Here is a 23793-nt window from a genome sequence, read left to right as displayed (position 1 = left end):
TTAAACTGGGTAAGCCCCATTTTCCTTGTCTGCCTTAGCAGGATCAACCTTTGTCTGCTGAGCTTCACGATACTCGAAGAACTCTGTAGCAACCTTTGGGAACAATGCATATGAGAGAACATCCTCATCCTGCTGCTTCCACTGCTTGCACTCTTCCTCGAACTTAGCAAGACCTGGCTCGATTAAGTCTGCTGGACGACATGTAATTGCCTTATCCTTGTCAGCACCAAGTACCTTCTCAACAACCTCTGGGTTGAAAGGCTTAACAGTCTGGCCGTACTTACCAAGAAGGATATCCTTTGTCTGCTCTGTAGCAACCTTGTATCTCTCTCCCATAAGTACGTTAAATACAGCCTGTGTACCAACGATTTGTGATGAAGGTGTAACAAGTGGTGGCTCACCAAGGTCTTTACGTACACGAGGTACTTCCTCAAGAACCTCACGAAGCTTATCTTCCTTACCCTGCTCCTTTAACTGGCTGATAAGGTTTGAAAGCATACCACCTGGAACCTGGTAACGAAGTGTGTTGATGTTAACACCAAGTACCTTTGTTGAAAGAAGACCGCTCTCGATGCACTCTTCTCTGTATGGTCTGAAGTAATCAGCGATTTCTGAAAGAAGCTCCTGATCAAATCCTGTATCGTATGGTGTGCCTTCGAATGCAGCAGCCATAACTTCTGTAGCAGGCTGTGATGTACCAAGAGCAAATGGTGACATAGCACAGTCGATGATGTCAGCACCAGCTTCAACAGCCTTCATATATGTCATTGAAGCTACACCTGATGTGTAGTGAGTATGCATTTCGATAGGAAGTGATGTAGATTCCTTTAATGCTGAAACAAGCTCGTAAGCCTTAGCTGGTACTAAAAGACCAGCCATATCCTTGATACAGATTGAATCTGCGCCCATATCCTCGATACGCTTTGCAATATCCTTCCAGTAATCAAGTGTATAAGCATCACCAAGTGTATAAGAAAGAGCAACCTGTGCGTGTCCCTTCTCCTTGTTTGTAGCTGTAACAGCTGTCTGAAGGTTTCTGATATCGTTGAGGCAGTCGAAAATACGAATGATATCGATACCATTTGCAATTGACTTCTGAACGAAGTACTCAACAACATCATCTGGATACTGGCTGTATCCTAAGATATTCTGACCTCTGAAAAGCATCTGAAGCTTTGTATTTTTAAAACCATCACGAAGCTTTCTAAGTCTCTCCCATGGATCTTCCTTAAGGAAACGAAGTGAAGCATCGAATGTAGCACCGCCCCAGCACTCTACTGCATTGTAACCAACCTTATCCATCTTATCTACGATAGGAAGCATCATAGAAGTTGGCATACGAGTTGCAATAAGTGACTGATGAGCATCTCTAAGTATTGTCTCAGTAATTTTAACTGGCTTTGGACTAATATCTGCCATTATTTTTCTCCTCCTAGTTTAGTATGAATCGAGGCCTAGTTTTAGACTCCGAAAATAGCCATAAATACACCGGCTGCAACAGCTGTACCAATAACACCAGCAACGTTTGGTCCCATAGCGTGCATGAGAAGGAAGTTTGTTGGGTCCTCTTCTGCACCAACCTTTTGAGAAACACGTGCTGCCATAGGAACAGCAGATACACCAGCAGAACCGATAAGTGGATTAATCTTACCGCCAGTAACATGGCAAAGAATCTTTCCAAATAATACACCAGCTGCTGTACCGAAAACGAAAGCAACAAGACCAAGAACTACGATCTTGATTGTAGCTGCATTTAAGAATGCCTCTGCTGATGTTGAAGCACCAACAGATGTACCAAGAAGAATAACTACGATGTACATCATAGCGTTAGATGCTGTCTCAGTAAGCTGATTAACAACACCTGACTCCTTGAATAAGTTACCTAACATAAGCATACCAACAAGTGGAGCTGTTGTAGGTAAGATAAGACAAACAATAATTGTAACAACGATTGGGAAGAGAATCTTCTCAAGCTTTGAAACTGGACGAAGCTGAGCCATCTTAATTGAACGCTCTTCCTTTGTTGTAAGCGCCTTCATAATTGGAGGCTGGATAATAGGAACAAGTGACATATAAGAATATGCTGCAACCGCAATTGGTCCCATTAACGCAGACTGGCCAAGTTTACCAGCCAAGAAAATAGATGTAGGTCCATCAGCACCACCGATGATTGATACGGCAGCAGCTGCCTGATCTGAGAATCCAAGGAAAATAGCAAGGATGTATGCTGTAAAGATACCAATCTGTGCAGCAGCACCAAGCCAGAAGCTTATTGGATTTGCAATAAGTGGACCGAAATCTGTCATAGCTCCAACACCCATGAAAATAAGTGATGGAAGGATTGAATACTCATCAAGAGTATAGAAATAATAAAGCAAGCCGCCTACTCCATTAGAGGTTTCCTCTGGAGATGCAATAATATCAGGATAGATGTTTACCAAAAGCATACCAAAAGCGATTGGTAATAAAAGAAGTGGCTCATATCCTTTCTTGATTGCAAGGAAAAGGAAAACACAGGCAACCGCTATCATGACATAGTTACCCCAAGTCAGATTGAAAAACGCAGTCTGATGAGCGAGGTTTAACAATGTCTCTCCAACGTAACTCATGTGTAATCCTCCTATTAGTTCATAGTAGCAAGTAATGCGCCAGCTTCAACCTGCTGACCTTCATTGCAGTTGATTGATGCAACTGTACCATCCTGAGGTGCAACAACAGGTGTTTCCATCTTCATAACCTCAAGTACAACAACAGCATCACCCTTCTTTACAGCAGTGCCAGCTGCAGCTGCAATCTTAACAACCTTACCAGCAGCACCTGCTTCGATCTTAACACCACCAGCAGCGCCTGTTGCTACAGGAGTTGGAGCAGCCGCCTTAGGAGCAGCAGCTGGAGTAACTGGAGAAACACCAGAGCCTCCCTTATCTTCTACAGTAACGTCATAAACTGTTCCATTAACAGTGATAGTATAATTTTTCATGGAATGAATCCTCCTAAAATCTAAAATCTTTTCTTGATGGAACGAACTACAAACGAATCTGTAGAAGCTCCTGTGCTAGCAGCAATTGCTGCAGCAATAACAGCTACAAGCTGTAAGTCATCAGTTTCATTTTTAACTGTTGTTTCAGCAACAGGTGTTGCAGTTGAAACAACCTCAGGTGCCTCTTTCTTTTCCTTAGCCTTCTTTTCAAGCTTAGGAATGATTTCAAAGCACTTGATTACACCAGACATAACAATGAGCATACAGAATACAATAAGGATACCCATTACTGTATTAAGACCTGCCTTCTTCATTATCTCGCCTAAGGTGTATACTGGCTCAACATTAACTGCTGTAGGACCAGCATCTACATCATTTGCTTTATAAACAAATGTAGTCTTTAAATCTCTCTTTGAATAATCGGTAATCAGTGTTGCTGTAATTGTCTTACCAGACTTTTCTACAGTAACATCTTCAAACTTTTCAAATTCACCAACCTTAACATCTTTGATACTCTTGTAGCTATCAATAAGCTGATCAAAACCAACGAAGCTCTTTGTAAGGAATTTTGGTAAGCCTGCCTGCTCTACAGCTGCGCTGTACTCACCAAGACCATTAGCCATGAAATATTCAGTAGCCTCTTCATACTGATCTTCCTCAAGGCTTAATGCATAGTTCATATAGAGCTTTGCGATTGTATCATAAGCGTCTGTATCATAACCGCCGTAGGTTTCGTCCTTCTTGCCACCACAAGCGACAAGGCTAAGAGCAAGGATTAAGGTAGTGAATACTACTAAAATTCTTTTCTTCATAAATTCACCTTCCTGCTCTAAAAGAACATTTCAAATCCAGCAATAATATATTTTCTAGCATCTGCATAAGAAACGATTCGATCAATGTGACCGTGTGCAGCTGCTGTAAGTGCACTATCCTGAAGCTGAGCATAATCCTTTTCGATTGTTGCAGCATCTGTGCCATTCTCGCTAAGGATTCTAGCAGCCTTTGATGCTTCCATAGCACCAACTGATGCATTCTCGAAAGAATATACCAAATCAGCACCAAGTGACTTAGAGTTCATAAGAACATAAGCACTACCATATGCCTGCTTTGTAATGAGGTTGAGCTTTGGAATGCTAGCATCTACAAATCTCTGTGTCATCTGAGAAAGTGCTCTAGGCAATCTCTTCTCCTGACATGTGCAAGACTTGAATGCAGCAACATTTGTGATTGAAAGAACTGGAATCTCGTACATATCACAAAGATCAACAAAATCAGCAGCCTTCTCACAACCTGCAGCTGAAAGATAAGCCTCTCCATCAACTTCTCTATTACCAACAACACCAATGGTAACACCATCAAGCTTCATAAGACCTGTAACCATTTCCTTAGCGAAACCAGCCTTAAGCTCGATGAATTCTCTATTATCTGCAATTTCTGTTGCTACAGCTGCAGCGTCAGAAACCTTGCTTTCAAGACCTTCAGAAGCTCTGTTAAGATCATCTGTTGCCTCAACGATATCATTAGGAATCATTGAGATAACCTGTCTCATTGATGTAACAACATCATTTAATGAGCCATGCATATCAACTGTACCAGCTTCTTCAAACTGGAACTTAGCTGAAGAAGTATCACATTCATCTGAACGATTTCCTGTGATTGTATCAGGTGAATTAACAAAAAGAGATGCACCGTCTACCATAAATGTAAAATCAGCAAGCGCTGGAAGAACTGAAAGTCCGCCACCACACTGGCCTGCCACACACATAAGCTGTGGGATTACACCCTTAACATCTGCTGCCTTTTCAACTACAGCACCAAGTGCCTCAAGTGCGTCAAATGACTCCTGAAGACGAACACCGCCGCAATCAATAAAGCCAATAACTGGAGCACCTACCTTAAGTGCCATGTCGTAAACCGACAGAATCTTTTTTGCATGCATCTCGCCAATTGTACCACCCAAAACATCGGCATTCTGGCTGAAGACAAACACCAAAGTGCCGTCAATAAGACCATGTCCAATAATTACTCCGTCTGATGGTTCTTTCTTTGCATCAAGGTTAAAATCAGTGTTGCGTGACATTACTAAAGACTGAAGCTCAACAAAGCTGTTGTCATCAAGTAATGCATTAATTCTAGCCTGAGCTTGATTTGAATCACTACCCATCTTGTACCTCCATTTATATAAATTATTTCAAATTTCTCGCAATAATAATATTATCGTTTTTTGCCACTCATTTCAATTAAATGTGTTAAATAATTATCAAAAAAACACCCAAAAATCAGGGTGTTTTTTTAGTAATGATGTTACACAAAATAAGGTAAAAAATACCTATTAACTTTATATTGTAACTTCAACATTATTCGCTTCATTTTCTGCTTCAATTTTGAACTCTTCTATCTGTGTTTGAGAAAGTTCTGGCAATTCATCAATAGAGCTAACGCCAAAGGAACGAAGGAACTCTTCTGTTGTTCCGAAAAGCATTGGACGACCTGGTGCATCTAAACGGCCAAGCTCTGTACATAGACCAAACTCCACAAGCTTCGATACAGCAAAGTCGCAGGAAACCCCACGGATTTTTTCAATCTCAGACTTAGTGATTGGTTGCTTGTAAGCAATTATAGACAATGTCTCAAGAAGAACGTCTGTGAGAACATACTTCTTTGGCTGCTTTGCAATCTTGATAAGGTATTCATAGATATCAGGGCTGGTGCACATTTGATATGCTCCATCGATTTCTGTGATTGTAATACCTCTATTGTTCTTTTCATATGAGGCCTTTAAGGACTCAATAGCCTCAACAACCTCTTTATCTTCTATTTCAAGGGCCTTTGCGATCTTAGATGGCTCTACTGTGCCACCCATGGCAAACAAAATACCCTCAACTATATTTTCAATTTCCTTAAGTTTCATGAATCCTCCCAATTTAACAAGGATAATGTGATGTTTGTAATTGCCTAAGCAGCAATCTTGCTTTCAATAAGAATATCCTTAAAGGTATCCTCCTGAGTGATGTTTATCTGTCCAGCCTTCATCATCTCTAAGATGCAAAGGAAGGTAACAATAACCTCTGTCTTAGAATGTGCTGCCTCAAGCAATGCTCTGAAGCTGAAGGTGTTGTGCATCTTCGCAAATGCGATAGTCCATTCCATTTTCTGCTCAAGAGAAACCTCTTCCTTCTTAATCTTACCGAAGGTAGAACGAATTGGATCTCGACGATTATCCTGGCGCTTAAGCACCTGCTGGAAGATATCGTTAAGTCTGTTTAAAGTAAGGTCAGACATAAGCTCTTCCAAATCCACTGGCTGCTCATACTTAAGCACTTCTTCAGGAATTGTTGGCTCCTTGTAGAATACAAGGCTGGCATCCATCTGTCTATCTCTAAGCTGATAAGAAATAGTCTTGTACATTTTGTATTCCAACAACTGCTGTACAAGCTCTGCACGTGGATCTTCTGCCTCCTCGCCTTCCTCTTCCTTTTCTTCTCTAGGAAGAAGCATGCGGCTCTTGATATCAAGAAGTGTAGTAGCCATAAGGATGAACTCAGACATAACATCTAAGTTGCTCTGATCCATAGCACGAACATATTCCATATATTGATCTGTGATTTCCACGATAGGGATATCGTAAATATCAACTTTGTTTTTATCTATCAAATGTAAAAGCAAATCCAAAGGTCCTTCAAAAACCTGAAGCTTAACATTCATCTCCATACTTATTCTCTCCCAATAATCCGCTCGTTACGTCCACAAGCCATAGTAATTCTCCGGTGGACTAACACGTCCACCTTAAGAATTCTATGAGCTTGATGCCTACGAGCTCATTTAAGGCATAAAAAAGTCCCATACGCCTTACGTATGAGACTATTATATTTGACTATATTGTGTATGTCAATATACGATACCACTATATATAGTTGTCAGATAATTGATAGACATAATCTACATTTTTAAGAATTTCGATGATTAAAACATATCATCGTGGTTATAAACAAAGTCATAAAGTGTCTCTCCAGACTTTATATATTTACCATTTTCATCAAAGAAATCCCACTTCCCATTTTTATTTCTGGTCCAAAATACAAGCTTGCCATAGTATTCAGCATTATACTCATCATGACAATAATCACACTCAAATCCATCATCAAAATCGTCACTAAATTTTCCGGAAAAAATTTCTTTGCCTTTTTCATCATGCCAATGCACAACTGGCTCCATATCATCATTAAGTTCAGCAAAAAATTCAAGTGTTTTACCATTGTTACCATCTTCTACATCATAAATGGTTTCATGACCTTTATATAAATACCAATCGTCAGAAACAAGTTCTCCCGTGGTATCAATCTGATTATATATAGTAAATTTATTATCTGGCCCCACCTGCTGATAGACTGTAAAAAGAGTCTCTTCATCATCTTCGGTAGTATAAAGACCATGATATTTGTATCCTGTATACTTAATATTGCCATCAAGATCTGCTATTACAGCTTCACCAAGATGCTCATCGTCTAAGCACTCTAGACAGAATATATCATCTTCTGACTTAGAATAATCTCCGTAATTTCCAGTGATAATTATTTCACCATTCACATCAAGTATGTTTATAACATCATCCCTTTTACACATCAGATAACTATTGTTTTCTTCATCATATTCAATACAAATTTTATTATATTTGTTTGTCTCATATAGAATTTTGTCACCATGAAATACCGCTATATTATTCGAACCATCATTTCTTCTAAGACAAAAATATCCTGAACCTAGTCTACCATCTTCGGGAGAAAATGCCTTATCATCTTCAAAAACATTACCATCAAAATCAATAATAGCTACATATTCATCGAAACTGCCATCTTCATGGACATCATCATATTCAACAAAAAACTTTTTTAAATCACAGTCAACATCTCTTACTACTACACCATCATATGACTCATCAACTAAATATCGCAATTTATAATCAATGACATTATTACCTCCACCTTTTATATGTACTGGAGTTACTTCATATCTATTTTCAGAAGAAAAATCATCAAAAATAGGCTTCGTTAGTATTTTTCCATCGTCTGAAATAATACCAAAGCAATCATTTAATTCAGAATAATAAAAAGCTAGCCCGTGCCCAAAATAATGTTTTATAGGATTTCCTTTGTTATACTCACGCGATACACAAATACCACTACGAAAAATTTCAACATAATAGAAATGATTCTGTTTAATAACCGATTCTTTCAAATTATTATATTCTACATTTGAACGCTCTTGAAATGCTAAATCTAAAAACTGCTGACGCAATGATTTATGTCTAGTTATAGAACCTGGAATATCAAAAACTATTTCACCATCCATATTTATGAAATGCCCTTTATAATCAGGTGCTATTCCATCATCATCAAATTCTGGGAAGCCATCATAAATAGCACCACTGTTATAACCAGTCTTTACATTCAAAATTCCATACTTAATATCATAAAACATTGACTTTTCAGGCATAATGTTTTCTTTTGAATAAATGTATACATCTGAACTTACCTTTTCAAATTCATCGTAAGACTTTTGTTCAGATAAAACTTTACCATTTTCATTTGTAAGTTTTTTATCACCTGTAATGTAAATGTTTTCACAAACAAAAATAATAAACAATGAGACAACAATAATAATTCCAAAAGGTATCATTCCAAAATATTTTTTTAAATAATTATCGTAATACAATTTAAAGCCTTTTAATTCATCACCGCTAGTCTCTGACTTATTTAAATCATCACTCTCAAGCTTACAAGTCCATACAGTCTTTAAAGGATATATCGCAAAAACGTATTTCAAACAAGTTAAAGCCATACAAAATCCTATTAATTCATCCGACTTTAGCAACATTACAGTAGCAATAACATTTACTGCTATCCAACAGATTTCTATAATTTTATAACGATAAAATTTCTCTTCTTCGCCAGATTTATTTTTTTCTATGTAACTAAATAACTTAAAGTATAAAAAGCAACTAGAAATATATTTAATAATTAACAGTACAGCTAATGTCATATTCACATATTTATTGTGTCTATCTGCAGAAAAAATATCCAAATACAACTCGATGAAATCACAATAGATAAAAGCATTTATATATCTTGATAAATCAGCCCATATACCACCTTGCTTTGTAAATCGATGTTTTATGCGTATGAACAAAACAAGCTCTATTACGTATATAAAAACCTCAACCCCAGAAGAAATAAAAGGATGAAAACCGCTGTATAAGTGTAAAAAGATATTTACAAAATTCCACAGAGTAAAAACGATAATCAGATGCTCAGTTTTAATTAATTCAGGTAATTTATTTTTCAGCAATAACTTCATAATACCTCATAAAATAAGCCTGCCAAAATTGGCAGGCTTACAAATACCTCTCTTATATTTTACAAACTTTCTAATGTTTTACGAATTTCGATGATGAAATCGCGAGAATTCAATACTGTTGGATTCTCGACAGAAGTAATAAGCGCCAAATCTTTAGTCATTTTTCCATCTTCGATTGTCTTGATACAAGCTTTTTCAAGCTTATCAGCAAAGGCTGAAAGCTCAGGGATGTTATCAAGCTCGCCACGTTTTCTTAAAGCTCCTGTCCAAGCGAAAATTGTTGCTACAGAGTTTGTAGAAGTCTCCTCACCCTTAAGGTGCTTGTAGTAGTGACGCTGAACTGTTCCGTGAGCAGCCTCGTACTCATAGTAACCAGCTGGTGAAACAAGAACTGAAGTCATCATAGCAAGTGAACCAAAAGCAGATGAAATCATATCTGACATAACATCGCCATCGTAGTTCTTACATGCCCAGATAAATCCGCCCTCAGACTTCATAACACGAGCTACAGCATCATCAATAAGTGTGTAGAAATATTCAATACCAGCTTTATCAAAAGCATCCTTATATTCCTTATCAAAAATCTCCTGGAATACATCCTTGAAAGTATGGTCATACTTCTTAGAAATTGTATCCTTTGTAGCAAACCATAAATCCTGCTTTGTATCTAAAGCATATTTAAAACAGCTATGAGCAAAGCTTTCGATTGAAGCGTTAATGTTGTGCTGACCCTGAACCACTCCAGGTCCATTGAAGGTATGAACTATAGAACGCTCTTCTGTTCCATCCTCAGCTGTGTAAACAAGCTCAACCTTGCCAGCACCTGGGATTACCATCTCTGTGTTCTTGTAAACATCACCATATGCATGACGAGCAATTGTAATAGGCTTCTTCCAAGACCTAACATTTGGATCAATTCCCTTTACAACAATTGGTGCTCTAAATACTGTTCCATCAAGGATTGCACGAATAGTTCCGTTAGGACTCTTCCACATTTCCTTAAGGTTGTACTCTGTCATACGAGCTGCGTTAGGAGTGATTGTTGCACACTTAACGGCAACACCATATTTCTTTGTAGCCTCTGCAGACTCAACAGTTACCTTGTCATCTGTCTCATTTCTGTGCTCAAGACCAAGGTCGTAATACTCTGTCTTCAAATCAATAAAAGGAAGAAGTAATTCATCCTTAATCATCTGCCAGAGGATGCGTGTCATCTCATCTCCGTCCATCTCTACAAGTGGGGTTGTCATCTGAATCTTGCTCATAATTATTCTCCTATAATCCGGGGACCCTTACATTAACAATCAATACATCTCTTCCTTCAACTAACACGTTTCATTCAGAGATATATTAGATTGTTAATTAGAGTCCCCTCATCATAACAATTTATTTTACAACAATATTTACGATTTTGTTTGGTACGTAGATTTCCTTAACAAGGTTCTTTCCTTCAATTGCTTTAATTACATTCTCATCAGCCTTTGCGATTGAAAGAGCTTCGTCCTTCTCGCAACCGTTAGGAATCTTGATTGTAGCCTTAAGCTTACCATTAATCTGTACTGCGATTTCGATTGTAGACTCTACAATCTTAGCTGGATCGAACTCTGGCCACTGTGAAAGTGAAACATATCCTTCACCGCCAAGCTCAGCATACATTTCCTCACAAAGATGTGGAGCAAATGGAGCTAAGATCTTAACAAGTAAGATAAGATTATCCTTTGTAATATGTCCCTCTGATACGATATCGTTAAGAAGTCCCATCATAGCTGCAATAGCTGTGTTATACTTCATAGCCTCGATATCCTCAGATACCTTCTTAATTGTCTTATGAATTCCTGTTTCGATAGACTCACTGTTTGGCTCATCTGTGATGATATCTGTAAGACCAGCGAATCTCTCAAGGAATCTCTTACATCCACGAACTGATGCATCTGACCAAGGAGCAGCTGCGCCGTAGTCACCCATGAATAATACATATGTACGAAGTGTATCAGCACCGTATGCATCTACAATATCAAGTGGATCAATTACGTTACCGCGAGACTTAGACATCTTCTGTCCGTCTTCACCAAGGATCATACCCTGTGCACTTCTCTTCTTGTATGGCTCTGGAGTGTTAACCACACCAAGGTCATAAAGGAAATGATGCCAGAAACGTGAGTAAATCAAGTGACGTGTAACGTGCTCCATACCACCGTTGTACCAATCTACTGGCATCCAGTAGTTAAGCTTGTCCATTGCAGCAAACTCGTTGTCATTGTGTGGATCAATATAACGAAGGAAATACCAAGATGAACCAGCCCACTGTGGCATAGTATCTGTCTCACGCTTTGCAGCGCCGCCGCACTTAGGGCACTTGCAGTTTACAAAGCTATCAATCTTTGCAAGTGGTGACTCTCCGTCTGTACCAGGCTCGAAGTTTTCAAGTACTGGAAGCTTAAGTGGAAGCTCCTCAAATGGAACTGCAACATCACCACATGATGGACAATGTACGATTGGAATAGGCTCGCCCCAGTAACGCTGTCTGTTGAAAGCCCAGTCCTTCATCTTGAACTGAACACCAGCCTTACCACAACCAAGCTTCTCTAATTCCTGAATCATTCTATCAATAGAGTCCTTCTTGTTGTTAAGACCATTAAGGAACTCAGAGTTAATCATGTTACCTTCGCCAGTGTAAGCTTCCTTTGTAACATCACCACCCTCGATAACAGGGATGATATCAATACCGAACTTTGTAGCGAAATCCCAGTCTCTCTGATCATGAGCAGGAACCGCCATAATAGCACCTGTACCATAACCCATCATTACGTAATCAGAAATGAATACTGGAATCTTCTTTCCTGTGATTGGGTTGATTGCATCAAAGCCCTCAACTCTCACACCTGTCTTATCCTTAGAAACAAGCTGTGTACGCTCGAACTCAGACTTCTTCTGGCACTCAGCACGATATGCTAAGATATCGTCCATGTTAGAAATCTTGTCAGCATACTCATCGATATATGGATGCTCTGGAGCAATAACCATGAATGTAACACCACAAAGTGTATCTGGACGTGTGGTGTAAATTTCAAGCTTTTTATCAATACCATCAAGAGTGAAGTTTACGAATGCACCCTTAGACTTTCCAATCCAGTTTACCTGCTGCTGCTTGATGTTCTCAGGAAAATCAACCTCATCAAGCCCCTGAAGAAGCTTATCAGCATACTCTGTAATACGAAGGTACCAAACGTCCTTCTCCTTCTGAATTACATCGCTGTCACAGATATCACACTTACCACCCTGTGAATCCTCATTTGAAAGAACTACCTTACAATGTGGGCAATAGTTAACAAGAGTCTTATCTCTGAAAACAAGGCCCTTCTCAAACATCTTAAGGAAAATCCACTGTGTCCACTTGTAGTAATCCTCCTGAGTAGTGTCGATTGTACGACTGTAATCAAAAGAAAAACCTACAGACTTAAGCTGTGTTGTGAACTTTTTGATGTTGTCATCTGTAATTTTACGTGGATGTGTGTTTGTCTTGATAGCGTAATTCTCTGTAGGAAGACCAAATGCATCAAATCCAATAGGGAATAATACATTATATCCCTGCATTCTACGCTTTCTAGAAACTACCTCTACTGAAGAATAAGCCTTAATATGACCTACGTGCATTCCTGCTCCAGATGGATATGGGAACTCTACAAGACCATAAAACTTTGGCTTATCTGAACCATCAACTGCTTTGAAAATATCGTCCTTTTCCCAAGCAGCCTGCCATTTTTTCTCAATTGCTTTGAAATTATGTTTCATTTTCTCACCTCGTATATATACAACTATACGAGATTATAATAAAAGCCGTGAAGTTTTGCAACGTCAACTCCACGGCTTATTAGATTTATTTAAGGTTATTACACCTCATCAGTCAGCTTCGCTAACAGCTTCTCCTCAAGGAGAAGCCTATTATTCTTCGTCTACATCCTTAATCTTGTTAGCTCTGCGTTCTACTTCCTTAGCCTGAACATCTGATGGAACCTGCTCGTATCTTGCAAGCTCATAAGAGAATGTTCCGTAGCCACCAGTCATAGAACGAAGCTGGGTGTCGTAGCCATAAAGCTCTGCCATAGGAACCTCAGCAAGAACTTCTGTCTTTCCGCCGGTCTCAGTAGGATTCATTCCAAGAACTCGACCACGTCGCTTGTTAAGGTCACCCATAACATCACCAGTGTAGGTATCAGGTACAACAACCTTTAGAGTCTCAATTGGCTCAAGAAGGATTGGATTAGCCTTCATGATACCATCCTTGAAAGCCCCCTTTGCTGCAACCTTGAAAGCCATTTCAGAAGAATCAACTGGATGATAGCTTCCATCGTAAAGATTAGCATGGATACCAACTACAGGATAAGCTGCAAGTGGTCCAGCAAGAACAGCTTCCTGAAGTCCCTTTTCAACTGCTGGGAAGTAATTCTTTGGTACAGCACCACCAACTACAGACTCTGTAAAGTCGTAATGCTCTTCCATGTTTCCAGATGGCTCAAAGGTCATCTTTACATGTCCATACTGTCCATGACCACCAGTCTGCTTCTTATACTTGTATTCAACATCAGACTTACCGCGAATTGTTTCCTTGAAAGCAATCTTAGGCTGGCTAAGCTCGATATCAACCTTGTATTTTTCAACAAGCTTTTGAACAAGCATATCAATGTGACGGTCACCAATACCATAAATAAGTGACTGGCTGTTTTCACCATCATTTACAGACTTGATTGTAAGGTCCTCTGCACAAAGCTTAGCAAGTGCCTGTGCGATTTTATCTTCATCTCCCTTGTTTTTAGCCTTATATCTCTTATATGTATAAGGAACTGAAAGTGGTGTTCTAATGTAAAGAATTGGATTAGCCTTTGTTGAAAGGGAATCTGTAGTAGCAACCTTCTGAAGCTTAGAAAGTGCACAGATATCACCAGCATGAACCTCAGGTACTTCCTCAGGTTTGCTTCCTGTTAAGATGTAAAGCTTACCAATCTTCTCTTCAGTTTCTTTGTGCTTGTTATAAAGCAAATCATCTGTCTTAAGTACACCAGAGTTAACCTTAATAAGAGAATATTTTCCTACAAATGGATCAACAATTGTCTTAAATACATATGCTGACTTTGGTTTAGAGAAATCGTAATTTGCTTCATAAACCTCATTCGTATTTGCGTTAATACCAGTAATCTTGCAATCAGCTGGAGAAGGTAAATACTTAACAACGTCAGTAAGCATTGTGTACTGTCCTCTATTTGTAAGGTTTGAACCCATCATAACAGGAACAATATCACCACTTGCTACGTTTACACGAAGAGCCTGTCTGATTTCGTCCTCTGAGAACTCCTCGCCACCAAAGTATCTATCCATGAATTCCTCTGATGTCTCTGCAACAGATTCCATCAAAGCTTCACGATACTTATCCAAATATTCTTTGTTATAATCAGGAACATCAGAATGCTCAACTGTGCCGTCAGCCTTCCAACGCTTGCCCATTTGCTGGATAACATTTACATATCCTACAAACTCTCCATTCTCTCTAATTGGAAGATGGAATGGAGCAATCTTCTTGCCATAAAGACTTTGAAGCTCTTCAACAATTTCTCTATAGCTGGCATCATCTATATCCATGTCAGTTACAAATACCATTCTTGGAAGATTAAACTTGTCGCACATCTCCCATGCTCTCTTTGTACCAACTTCAATTCCGCTTTTACCTGAAATTACAATAATAGCCGCGTCAGCTGCACTAACAGCCTCCTCAGCTTCACCTATAAAGTCGAAGTATCCTGGTGTGTCTAGGAAATTAATCTTAGTATCGCCCCATACGATTGGAACTAAAGAAGTGTAGATAGAAAATTTGTTTTTTGTCTCAAGCTTGTCGTAGTCACTAATGGTATTACCAGCCTCGATAGTGCCTGGCTTGCTGATTTGACCAGCCAGAAAAGCCATTGATTCGATGAGACTGGTTTTGCCCGCCCCGCTATGGCCGAGCAACACAACGTTCCTAATTTTGTCCGTAGTAAAAACCTTCATGTGTTATACCTCCCAATAAGTTATTCGACGCCTTAACCCCGCCGCGCCGTGTTGTCTTAAAACTTATATATATTATATTTAATATTCACACTATTTACAACGGATAAATGTGATATTATATAAATATATTTATACTTTAAAGTATTAAAGTGAAAGGACTGTTTTACTATGGCGTTAAAGACTAAAACTATCGGTTTTGTTGGACTTGGATTAATTGGGGGAAGTATTGCAAAAGCCATCTTAAAAATATATCCAAACACAAGAATTCTTGCTACAGCATCCAGAGAATCTACTATCGAGGCTGCCTTTGAGGAAAGACTCATAGACAATAATGGATTACTTAAAATTCACCAGTTTGGTCAGTGTGACATTATCTTCCTTTGCAGCCCTGTAAAAATCAATTGCGATTATCTCAGACAGCTTAAAGAGGTTGTAAAACCAGATTGTATCATCACAGATGTAGGTTCTGTAAAAGGCGATATCACTGCTGTTGCCAGAGAGCTTGGTATGACAAATCAATTTATCGGTGGACATCCAATGACAGGTTCAGAACTTACAGGACTTGAACATTCCGATGCACTCCTACTTGAAAACGCATACTATATTCTTACTGCCGATTCTGATATGAACCCATCCACTTATGATGAATTTGCTGCATACATTCAAAGCTTAGGAGCAATTCCTATTAAACTTACACCTGAGGAACATGATGATGCCACTGCAGCAGTATCTCATTTACCACATGTAATCGCCGCATCCCTTGTTAATCTTGTTCAGGATACAGACGATGAGCGTTCAATTTGTAAAACAATTGCAGCAGGTGGTTTTAAGGATATTACAAGAATCGCATCCGGTTCTCCAACCATGTGGCAACACATATTCTTAAGCAACAGAGATGCTTTAATAAAATTACTAGATATTTATAAGGATGAGCTGGAAAGCTTTAGAAAAGCAATTCTAAAGTCAGATGGAGATGAGCTTCTTCGTCTTTGGACTAAGGCAAAGGATTACAGAGACTCAATCACAATTCCAGACAATGCTCTACTTCGTTTTTACGAATTATACTGCGATATAGATGATAAACCTGGAACCTTGGTTGGAGTTTTACAGCTTCTTGCAAATGCAGATATAAGTGTAAAAAATATAGATATTATTCATAACAGAGAATTCGAACCAGGTGTTCTTAGAATCGAATTTTACACTGATGACGCTATGAAGAAAGCACAAACCGTGCTCACTCACAACAACTACTACGTAAGACAAAGAACAAACTAGTTAGAGGATTATTTAATGGCAATTACAAAAGTTAAAAGTTTAAAAGGGGAAATTACAGTCCCTGGAGATAAATCAATAAGCCACCGCGGGGTAATGTTTGGAGCTATTTCAGAAGGCACTACTGAACTAACAGGCTTTTTAGATGGAGCTGATTGTCGTTCTACTATAGACTGCTTCAAGGCCATGGGAATCGATATCAGCCAAGAGGCAGACCATGTAATTATTCATGGAAAGGGCCTTCATGGCTTGAGTGCTCCAAAGGAAATGCTTGATGTGGGAAATAGCGGCACCACTACTCGACTTATTTCTGGAATCCTTGCAGGACAGTCTTTTATTAGTTCTTTAAATGGAGACGCATCCATTCAAAAAAGACCGATGGGCAGAATCATCACCCCTCTTACTCAAATGGGCGCACATATCCGTTCTATAAAGGATAATGGCTGTGCTCCCCTTGAAATTGGAGGCGCACCTTTAAAAGCTATTCACTATGACTCTCCTGTTGCTTCAGCTCAGGTAAAATCATGTGTACTTCTGGCTGGATTATACGCAGATGGAGTCACTTCTGTTACTGAGCCGGTTGTTTCAAGAAATCACACTGAGCTTATGCTTTCTGGCTTTGGTGCAGATATTAAGTCAGAAGGACTCACTGCTTCTATCGTCGGTGGTCCAAAGCTTGTTGGTCAAAAGATTGCTGTACCTGGAGATATTTCTTCTGCTGCCTACTTTATTGTTGCAGGACTTATTTGTCCAAACTCAGACTTACTCATAAAAAACGTAAATACGAATCCAACCAGAGCAGGCATTATCAAAATAGCTCAGGATATGGGCGGTAATATTGAACTACTAAACGAACGAATTGTTAGTGGAGAGCCGGTTGCCGATATTCATGTAACCACCAGCGATTTACATGGTTGTGAAGTATCAGGTGAGATAATTCCAGCTCTTATTGATGAAATTCCTGTTATAGCTGTTATGGCAGCCTGTGCATCTGGTACCACTGTCATTAAAGATGCCGCAGAGCTTAAAGTAAAGGAAAGTGACCGTATCGCCACCGTAACTGAAAACCTTAAAGCAATGGGCTGTGATATCACACCTACTGAGGATGGCATGATTATAAACGGTGGTAAGCCACTTCACGGCACCACCGTAAATACACATTTAGATCACCGTATCGCCATGTCCTTTGCAATCGCAGCACTTATTGCTGAGGGCGAAACAACCTTTGACAACGAAGAATGTTGTAGCATCTCATATCCAACCTTCTTTGAGACACTAAATCAAATAATCAATAAATAAAACAAAGGATTCTAGAAATCAAAAATCTAGAATCCTTTAATTATTCAAATCAACATTTACCAGTGAGTCTTGTGCTCATCAATAATTTCATTTGTTTCTATATTTACGAGATAAAAGCCCTTAAGGATAGCTTCAGCCTGTCCTAGAGAATTTCCCTCTTCATCCAAAGGCTCAGCTTCAAGAACAAGCTCTAGGCATTCATTACCATTCTCATCCTGTTTGGTTCCGTTGTCATAAAGATTGTACTCATACTCATCATCTTTATAAACCGTTCCCCTCACATTTCCCTTTGCAGAAAAACTTATGGCAATACTAGTATAGTAATCTTCGATGATGCCCTGATCCTTCAGATAACCTCCAAGAACAATCATCATGTTCATAATATCAAGGTCATTTAAAGGTTCTGATGACATATCTATATTATGTTCACCTTCATAATCCTCTGTTTGGGTATAGGCAAAATCATCATACATGTCATCTTCAGCATCATAAGATTTATCCCCATAATAATTCCCTGTGTGACGATAACGGCAATAATTATATGATTCCGTACCAATTAATAAGTACATAACAATTGTTAATACAGCTAGTATTACCACAATAATAGGTTTTGCTATTTTCTTGCGAGTAATACGAGTTAAAATAACACTAATGGCAAGTGTATAAATATAAGCAAAAGCAAAGGCTGAAATTGCTCCAGATAATAATGCAAAATATCCTGGAATATTACTGAAGTAGAACATGTCCACATCTAATCCAGCATAAGCCAGACCATAAAATACAATTAGTGAGCCTATTAATAAAACAGATTTTTTAGGCTGTTTTTGTTCCTTAAAATTCTCTCGCTCAAGAGGCGCATCTTCAGTCTCTAACCATTCTTTAATAACAGTTAAATCATCATTTTTAAAATCCGGAGAAATCAAGCTTACAGCGTTAGCACACTGCTCTCTATCTCCTGTCATGGAATCAATTCTAGCCAGGGATAAAAGGGCAAAATTTCTGTAGCCTTTTCTACGATTGTACATCTTGTAATAAAGATACAAATTATAATCGTGCTTTTCCTGTAAGGATAGAGATTTAGCTTTTGTGCCTACTACTATGTTGCAAGTAAAAATCAAGCACATACAAAGTAATATGGTGGCAAGCGTAAACAGCACTGGAAAAGTACTTCTAAACCAATCTGGATTTTTATAGTAGATGCAGTATATCACTAAGAAATCAAAAGCCAGGCCATACAATCCAATGATTATACGTGATAGAGGAAGCATTTTTGCCAGCTGTAGGCCTTTGCTATTCTGGTCAATCGAGTCTATATCAAAGGAATTCCTATCGTAAATATTCATAATCTATGCTCCATTATTCAAAGACTAGATTTCGAAAATCTACAACACCTCCAAGATTCTTTGTACCATAAGAAAATACGCCTATACGATATCCTACAAAAACATCAAGGGTAAACTCCATAGCAAGAGGCTCACCAAAGGCTACAAAATCTTTTCCATCTACAGAATAATAGAAATAAGCCTTATCATCATTTTCGAAATCAAACACTATTCTAAGCCAAAAATGATTACAATTAAAGCCTTTTATTGAGCTTACATTTTCTCTAATTGTTTTTTTATCCCTGCGCTGCTGAGATATGTAAAACTCACCATTACATTTGCACAAACCAATAGTGCCATATTTACCCATAAAAGCTGCAAGACCAGCATAGTCTCCACCCTTCATTCCCGAGAAATCTCCCTCAATGGTAAATACAGATTTTGGAGTTACTGTTCTTTCAGTAAGAGTGTTTCTAGCATCCATAATAGATGTGGCAAGCTGATAATTCTTAAGTCGTAAGTATCCAGGTCTGGCTGTAAAAGACCAACCCTCCTTTATAGGATTATGGTTCCATTGGAATTGAAGTGGTAGCTCATTTTCACCATGATTGAAGCTATCACTAACCACCAAAGGCGAAGTCTTAACCTCTTTTATATCGAGATTCAATTCAGAAGGAGTCATTCCATCAACACCAACAACCGGCCAATCATTTTCCCACTTCATTGGAAGCAAGTAAGGAATACGACCTACCGCTCCATGATCCTGGAACAACATACTGTACCAATTTCCATCTGGACCTTCAACAAACACGCCTTGAGCAATACCACGGTTCTTATAGCCCATATCATCATCAAAAATGATTTTTCTTTCAAAAGGCTTATTAAGTGAGCGTGAACGATAACAAACCTGGCGACGGCGGAAATTATCCACTCCCACTGCAGGCCACTCAATAAAGGATAGATAAATATAACCGTTTCTTACGTAGGCTCTACACCCCTCGCAGCGAAGCATGATGCCTTCATCCTTCCTTGGTGTAGAAAATAATAGCCTGTGTAAGCCGTCTTCCTTTATTCCAGATAAATCATCCTCTAGCTCAGTAATATAAATATCACCATTTCCATATACAAGATAAGATCGACCTTCAAGGAATAAGAAGCTCATATCATGATATATTCCGTCTAAAACATGACGATTCCAAAAAGATTTTTCAATATCATCAGTGTCAAAAATAAAAGTTTTCTTTAAATCATTGCAAACAAAACAAGCATAGAAATGTCCGTTTCTTTCTACTAAGGATGTCGCCCACTGACAAGCTCCATAAGCATTCTTATCATTTCTCAATTCGTAGATATCATTATCTGCAATCTTGTCAAAAATATAAGATACAATTTCCCAATTCTTTAAATCCTTAGAACGAAGGATTGGAGCACCTGGAGTGAAAAACATAGTGGTGCTTACCATATAGTAAATGTCACCGACCTTGATAACATCCATGTCTGGCATGTCTAGATTCAGTAATGGGTTTAAAACTTTCATAGCATACTTCTCCTAATTTATTACTAACCTCATCATCTGGTCCAAAAGGATGATTACTTTAGTAATCAACTTTTGTGACCTAGTAAGCTTTGCTTACATTAAACCTCCCCTTCGGGGGCACCTTCCCCTTAAAAAGAGGAAGACTTTATAATCCGCCTATCATAGTATAAAAAAAACACACCCACAATAAGGTGTGTTTTTTGACGTATTTGATATAAATTATTTCTTAATAGCACATAAAATCATTTCAAAATAAATGATTTTACTTCTTGTTCATGCAGCAGTGCTTATACTTCTTGCCAGAACCACAAGGACATGGATCGTTACGTCCAACCTTCTTTTCAGCTCTAACGATTGTGTGCATATTCTTAGCTTCCTTTGTAAGAGCCTTGAGCTTGTCAGCATCGAAAATCTTCTCCCACTGTGGAAGACCATAGAGCCAATCAGCCTTTGCATCAATCATGTTCTTGAAAAGCTTTTCCTTATCGAACTTAAGAGAAACAACAGTGTCCTCTTCCATTGTATCGATTGGGTTTGCCTCAACAAGTGAATCGTTGATTCCATCAAGGAAACCAACCATTGGCATAACTTCGATTTTATATTTCTCAGCAAGCTCCTTAACTGTGCCCTTAACCTCTGTGTCAGGGTCGTCAAGTAACTGCTCGTAAATGCCTTTCTCTAAAAGGAAATAATTCTGCCAGAATCTCTGTAAATCTGCCTGAGACTGATTCTGATTGTAGGCAATCTTTTGCCACTGTTCTAATAAACTCATTTTAAAAAATCCTCTCCAATTATAATCAAAATATGTGGCTAACCACGAAGAAAATTATATCATATTGCAAAATAAAAGGCTACCCAAAAGGTAGCCTACAATATACCCGTTTGCTAATCATATAATACTCTTACACACTTAATAGGTGTACGGTACATATAGTTTGAAATCTTGATACCATCACGTTTGTTTGATGCATGACAAATCTGTCCACCACCAATGTAGATGGCAACGTGATTGATACTCTTTCCACGTCCGTAGAATATCAAATCACCAGGCTTAAGCTCTGATGTAGAGATTGTTGTACCCTCATTTGCCTGTGCCTTTGAAGAATGGCTGAGGTAAACACCGTACTGTCTCATAATCTGCATTGTGAAACCTGAGCAGTCAACACCGTTTGTAAGGCTTGTTCCACCCCAAACATAACGGTTACCAACATACTGAAGAGCGTTTTCACAAACAGCCATACGCACATCAGAAACACCAGCACCATATCTGGCCTCTGTAAGTGTCATAGCAGTCTTAAGTGAAAGGTCTACATCAACATATTCAGCGCAAACATATCCCTCGTCTCCATCAACGTCAACCTTAATCCACTCTTCATCCTGAGTGTTATCAAGGATAGCGATTTCTTCGCCTTCTGCAAGCTGATAGATAATTTCACTGTCTGTATTTCCTTCACCGCGAACACGAAGCCCACCAGTCTTTGCTGTAGCAACAAACTCAGCAAGCTCTACTGCTTTATCCCAAGCCTCAGTGCCAGTAAAAAGATATTCTGAAAGAACGTATCCTTCTACTTCGCCGGACTTAATCTTGCTCCACTCGCCTTCAGTTTCTATGATTTCGCAACCAGCATTTGCAGGAAGCTTACCTACAAGCTTTGAATCCTTAGATGCTTCTTCACGAATGTTAAGATTACCTGAATCAACATTACAAATACCAAGGTTCTTGTAGCCATAAATATCTCCAAGAGACTTTGCTGTTGCAATAGCGTTTGAGTCGGTAACTGAAGGTTCTTCAAGTGACGATAAATCAACAGCGGCTACTGATACTGCTCCCGCGGTAGCTGAAGCTGATTCTGTCTTTACAGAAGTATCAACTTTTGTGTATCTATTATCAGCACAATAATCAAGTAGCAATAATGTTGCACAAGCTACTGAAAAGGCTGAAACAACACGTTTATTCATAATTCCTCCAATAACAAATAGCCAAAATAAACCGAAACTTTGATGATTATAGCAAGAAATTACTCTAATGTCAATTTCGATGTAACATTTTTGTAATATTTACAAAGAATCCTAGTTATTAAAGTACTCTTTAGCCAACACCTTATCCTTATTCATCTGGGCTGTAAGCTCCTCAATGGAATTGAACTTCATCTCAGGTCTAAGGAAGTTTTTGAAGGTGACCTTTACATATCTACCGTAAAGATCTCCATTGTAATCAAGAATATGCGTCTCAATTCCAACTATATTTTGATCTGTAACCGACGGCTTCGTCCCAACGTTTGTAACACCATGGTAAATACGACCGTCAAAATCTATTGTGGTAACATAAACACCAAACTTTGGAACCAGCTTCATCTTCTCTGGCATAATGTTTATAGTAGGAATACCGATTGTATGGCCTAAATGAGCCCCATGAACAACCTCTCCCCATACAAAGTAGTCATAGCCTAACATATTGTTTACGTCATGTATATGACCGTTTTTAAGCTCCTCACGGATATATGTACTACTAATATCTCTATCATTAAGCTTTATCTTTTCAATTACCTTATATTCAAACCCTAGCTCAGAGGATAAATCTGCCAGCAGCTGAACATTACCTGCACCTTTATATCCAAAGGTAAAATCAGAACCTGAAATCATATATTTCATATTAAGATTATCAACCAAAAATTGAATAAAGCTTTTTGCATCTGTCTGCATAAGACGCTCATCAAAAGGACATTCGATAAGATAATCTAATCCACCATTATCCAACATATACATTCTCTCTTTGTTGGTAATAAGAGAAGGTGTTTTATCAAGTTCAAGGGCAATTCTAGGTGAATTAGTAAAGGTAATAAGACAAGACTTTAAGCCTTGACTTTTCTTAGAAATGATATCAGTTGTAAGAAGTGTATGACCTCTGTGAATACCATCAAATTTGCCTACAGTCACAGCTGTAGGCTCTGAAATTTTAGTATCAAATAAAGAATGTAAATACTCCATAA

General features: G+C 38.5%; 18 protein-coding genes. 2 read left to right on the top strand and 16 right to left on the bottom strand.

Annotated elements, in window-relative coordinates; all coding sequences use genetic code 11:
- The 11 genes from BLR54_RS01800 to BLR54_RS01750 all read right to left on the bottom strand — a co-directional run bounded on the left by BLR54_RS01800 (position 1) and on the right by BLR54_RS01750 (position 15373).
- Positions 1-1419 (bottom strand): oxaloacetate decarboxylase subunit alpha, encoded by a 1419-nt coding sequence (locus BLR54_RS01800; protein WP_090416513.1) that lies wholly within the window; start codon positions 1417-1419, stop codon positions 1-3.
- Positions 1420-1460: 41 nt separating this feature from the next.
- Positions 1461-2609, bottom strand: coding sequence for a sodium ion-translocating decarboxylase subunit beta (locus tag BLR54_RS01795; RefSeq protein WP_090416512.1), 1149 nt, complete (start codon positions 2607-2609; stop codon positions 1461-1463).
- A 14-nt stretch (positions 2610-2623) separates the two neighbouring features.
- Positions 2624-2980 carry a biotin/lipoyl-containing protein gene (locus BLR54_RS01790; protein ID WP_090416511.1) on the bottom strand — a complete coding sequence of 119 codons (357 nt, stop codon included), beginning with the start codon at positions 2978-2980 and terminating at the stop codon, positions 2624-2626.
- 20 nt (positions 2981-3000) lie between these two features.
- The gene (locus BLR54_RS01785; protein ID WP_090416510.1) at positions 3001-3792 is read right to left on the bottom strand and encodes an OadG family transporter subunit; all 792 of its coding nucleotides are present in this window, start codon (positions 3790-3792) and stop codon (positions 3001-3003) included.
- 17 nt (positions 3793-3809) lie between these two features.
- Positions 3810-5144: a carboxyl transferase domain-containing protein gene (locus tag BLR54_RS01780; protein ID WP_090416509.1), complete on the bottom strand. Its 1335-nt coding sequence runs from the start codon at positions 5142-5144 to the stop codon at positions 3810-3812.
- Positions 5145-5318: 174 nt separating this feature from the next.
- Positions 5319-5891: an SMC-Scp complex subunit ScpB gene (scpB, locus tag BLR54_RS01775; protein ID WP_090416508.1), complete on the bottom strand. Its 573-nt coding sequence runs from the start codon at positions 5889-5891 to the stop codon at positions 5319-5321.
- 44 nt (positions 5892-5935) lie between these two features.
- Positions 5936-6691 carry a segregation and condensation protein A gene (locus BLR54_RS01770; protein ID WP_090416507.1) on the bottom strand — a complete coding sequence of 252 codons (756 nt, stop codon included), beginning with the start codon at positions 6689-6691 and terminating at the stop codon, positions 5936-5938.
- A 252-nt stretch (positions 6692-6943) separates the two neighbouring features.
- Positions 6944-9334 carry a hypothetical protein gene (locus BLR54_RS01765; RefSeq protein WP_090416506.1) on the bottom strand — a complete coding sequence of 797 codons (2391 nt, stop codon included), beginning with the start codon at positions 9332-9334 and terminating at the stop codon, positions 6944-6946.
- A gap of 59 nt (positions 9335-9393) precedes the next feature.
- On the bottom strand, positions 9394-10599 hold the full coding sequence (locus BLR54_RS01760) for an NADP-dependent isocitrate dehydrogenase (protein WP_090416505.1): 1206 nt from the start codon (positions 10597-10599) through the stop codon (positions 9394-9396).
- Between the two features lie 121 nt (positions 10600-10720).
- Complete coding sequence (gene leuS / locus BLR54_RS01755) at positions 10721-13126, bottom strand: leucine--tRNA ligase (protein ID WP_090416504.1); 2406 nt, start codon at positions 13124-13126, stop codon at positions 10721-10723.
- 150 nt (positions 13127-13276) lie between these two features.
- Entirely contained in the window at positions 13277-15373 is a 2097-nt protein-coding gene (locus BLR54_RS01750) for an elongation factor G (protein WP_090416503.1), read from the bottom strand.
- Positions 15374-15541: 168 nt separating this feature from the next.
- On the opposite strand from BLR54_RS01750, the gene BLR54_RS01745 reads away from it, so the two are divergent.
- Both BLR54_RS01745 and aroA read left to right on the top strand, forming a co-directional pair.
- Positions 15542-16648: a prephenate dehydrogenase gene (locus BLR54_RS01745; RefSeq protein WP_090416502.1), complete on the top strand. Its 1107-nt coding sequence runs from the start codon at positions 15542-15544 to the stop codon at positions 16646-16648.
- A 15-nt stretch (positions 16649-16663) separates the two neighbouring features.
- On the top strand, positions 16664-17944 hold the full coding sequence (gene aroA, locus BLR54_RS01740) for a 3-phosphoshikimate 1-carboxyvinyltransferase (RefSeq protein ID WP_090416501.1): 1281 nt from the start codon (positions 16664-16666) through the stop codon (positions 17942-17944).
- A gap of 56 nt (positions 17945-18000) precedes the next feature.
- On the opposite strand, the gene BLR54_RS01735 is transcribed toward aroA, so the two are convergent.
- The 5 genes from BLR54_RS01735 to BLR54_RS01715 all read right to left on the bottom strand — a co-directional run bounded on the left by BLR54_RS01735 (position 18001) and on the right by BLR54_RS01715 (position 23791).
- Positions 18001-19287: a hypothetical protein gene (locus tag BLR54_RS01735; RefSeq protein WP_090416500.1), complete on the bottom strand. Its 1287-nt coding sequence runs from the start codon at positions 19285-19287 to the stop codon at positions 18001-18003.
- Between the two features lie 13 nt (positions 19288-19300).
- Complete coding sequence (locus BLR54_RS01730) at positions 19301-20803, bottom strand: glycoside hydrolase family 43 protein (RefSeq protein ID WP_090416499.1); 1503 nt, start codon at positions 20801-20803, stop codon at positions 19301-19303.
- 262 nt (positions 20804-21065) lie between these two features.
- Positions 21066-21575 (bottom strand): SEC-C metal-binding domain-containing protein, encoded by a 510-nt coding sequence (locus BLR54_RS01725; protein ID WP_090416498.1) that lies wholly within the window; start codon positions 21573-21575, stop codon positions 21066-21068.
- Positions 21576-21688: 113 nt separating this feature from the next.
- Positions 21689-22762: a C40 family peptidase gene (locus tag BLR54_RS01720; RefSeq protein ID WP_090416497.1), complete on the bottom strand. Its 1074-nt coding sequence runs from the start codon at positions 22760-22762 to the stop codon at positions 21689-21691.
- A gap of 111 nt (positions 22763-22873) precedes the next feature.
- Complete coding sequence (locus tag BLR54_RS01715) at positions 22874-23791, bottom strand: bifunctional riboflavin kinase/FAD synthetase (protein WP_090416496.1); 918 nt, start codon at positions 23789-23791, stop codon at positions 22874-22876.
- Between the last annotated feature and the right edge of the window lie 2 nt (positions 23792-23793).

Source organism: Pseudobutyrivibrio sp. YE44, from assembly GCF_900104335.1.
Lineage (GTDB): Bacteria > Bacillota > Clostridia > Lachnospirales > Lachnospiraceae > Pseudobutyrivibrio.
This window is presented reverse-complemented; position numbering and strand designations above follow the sequence as displayed.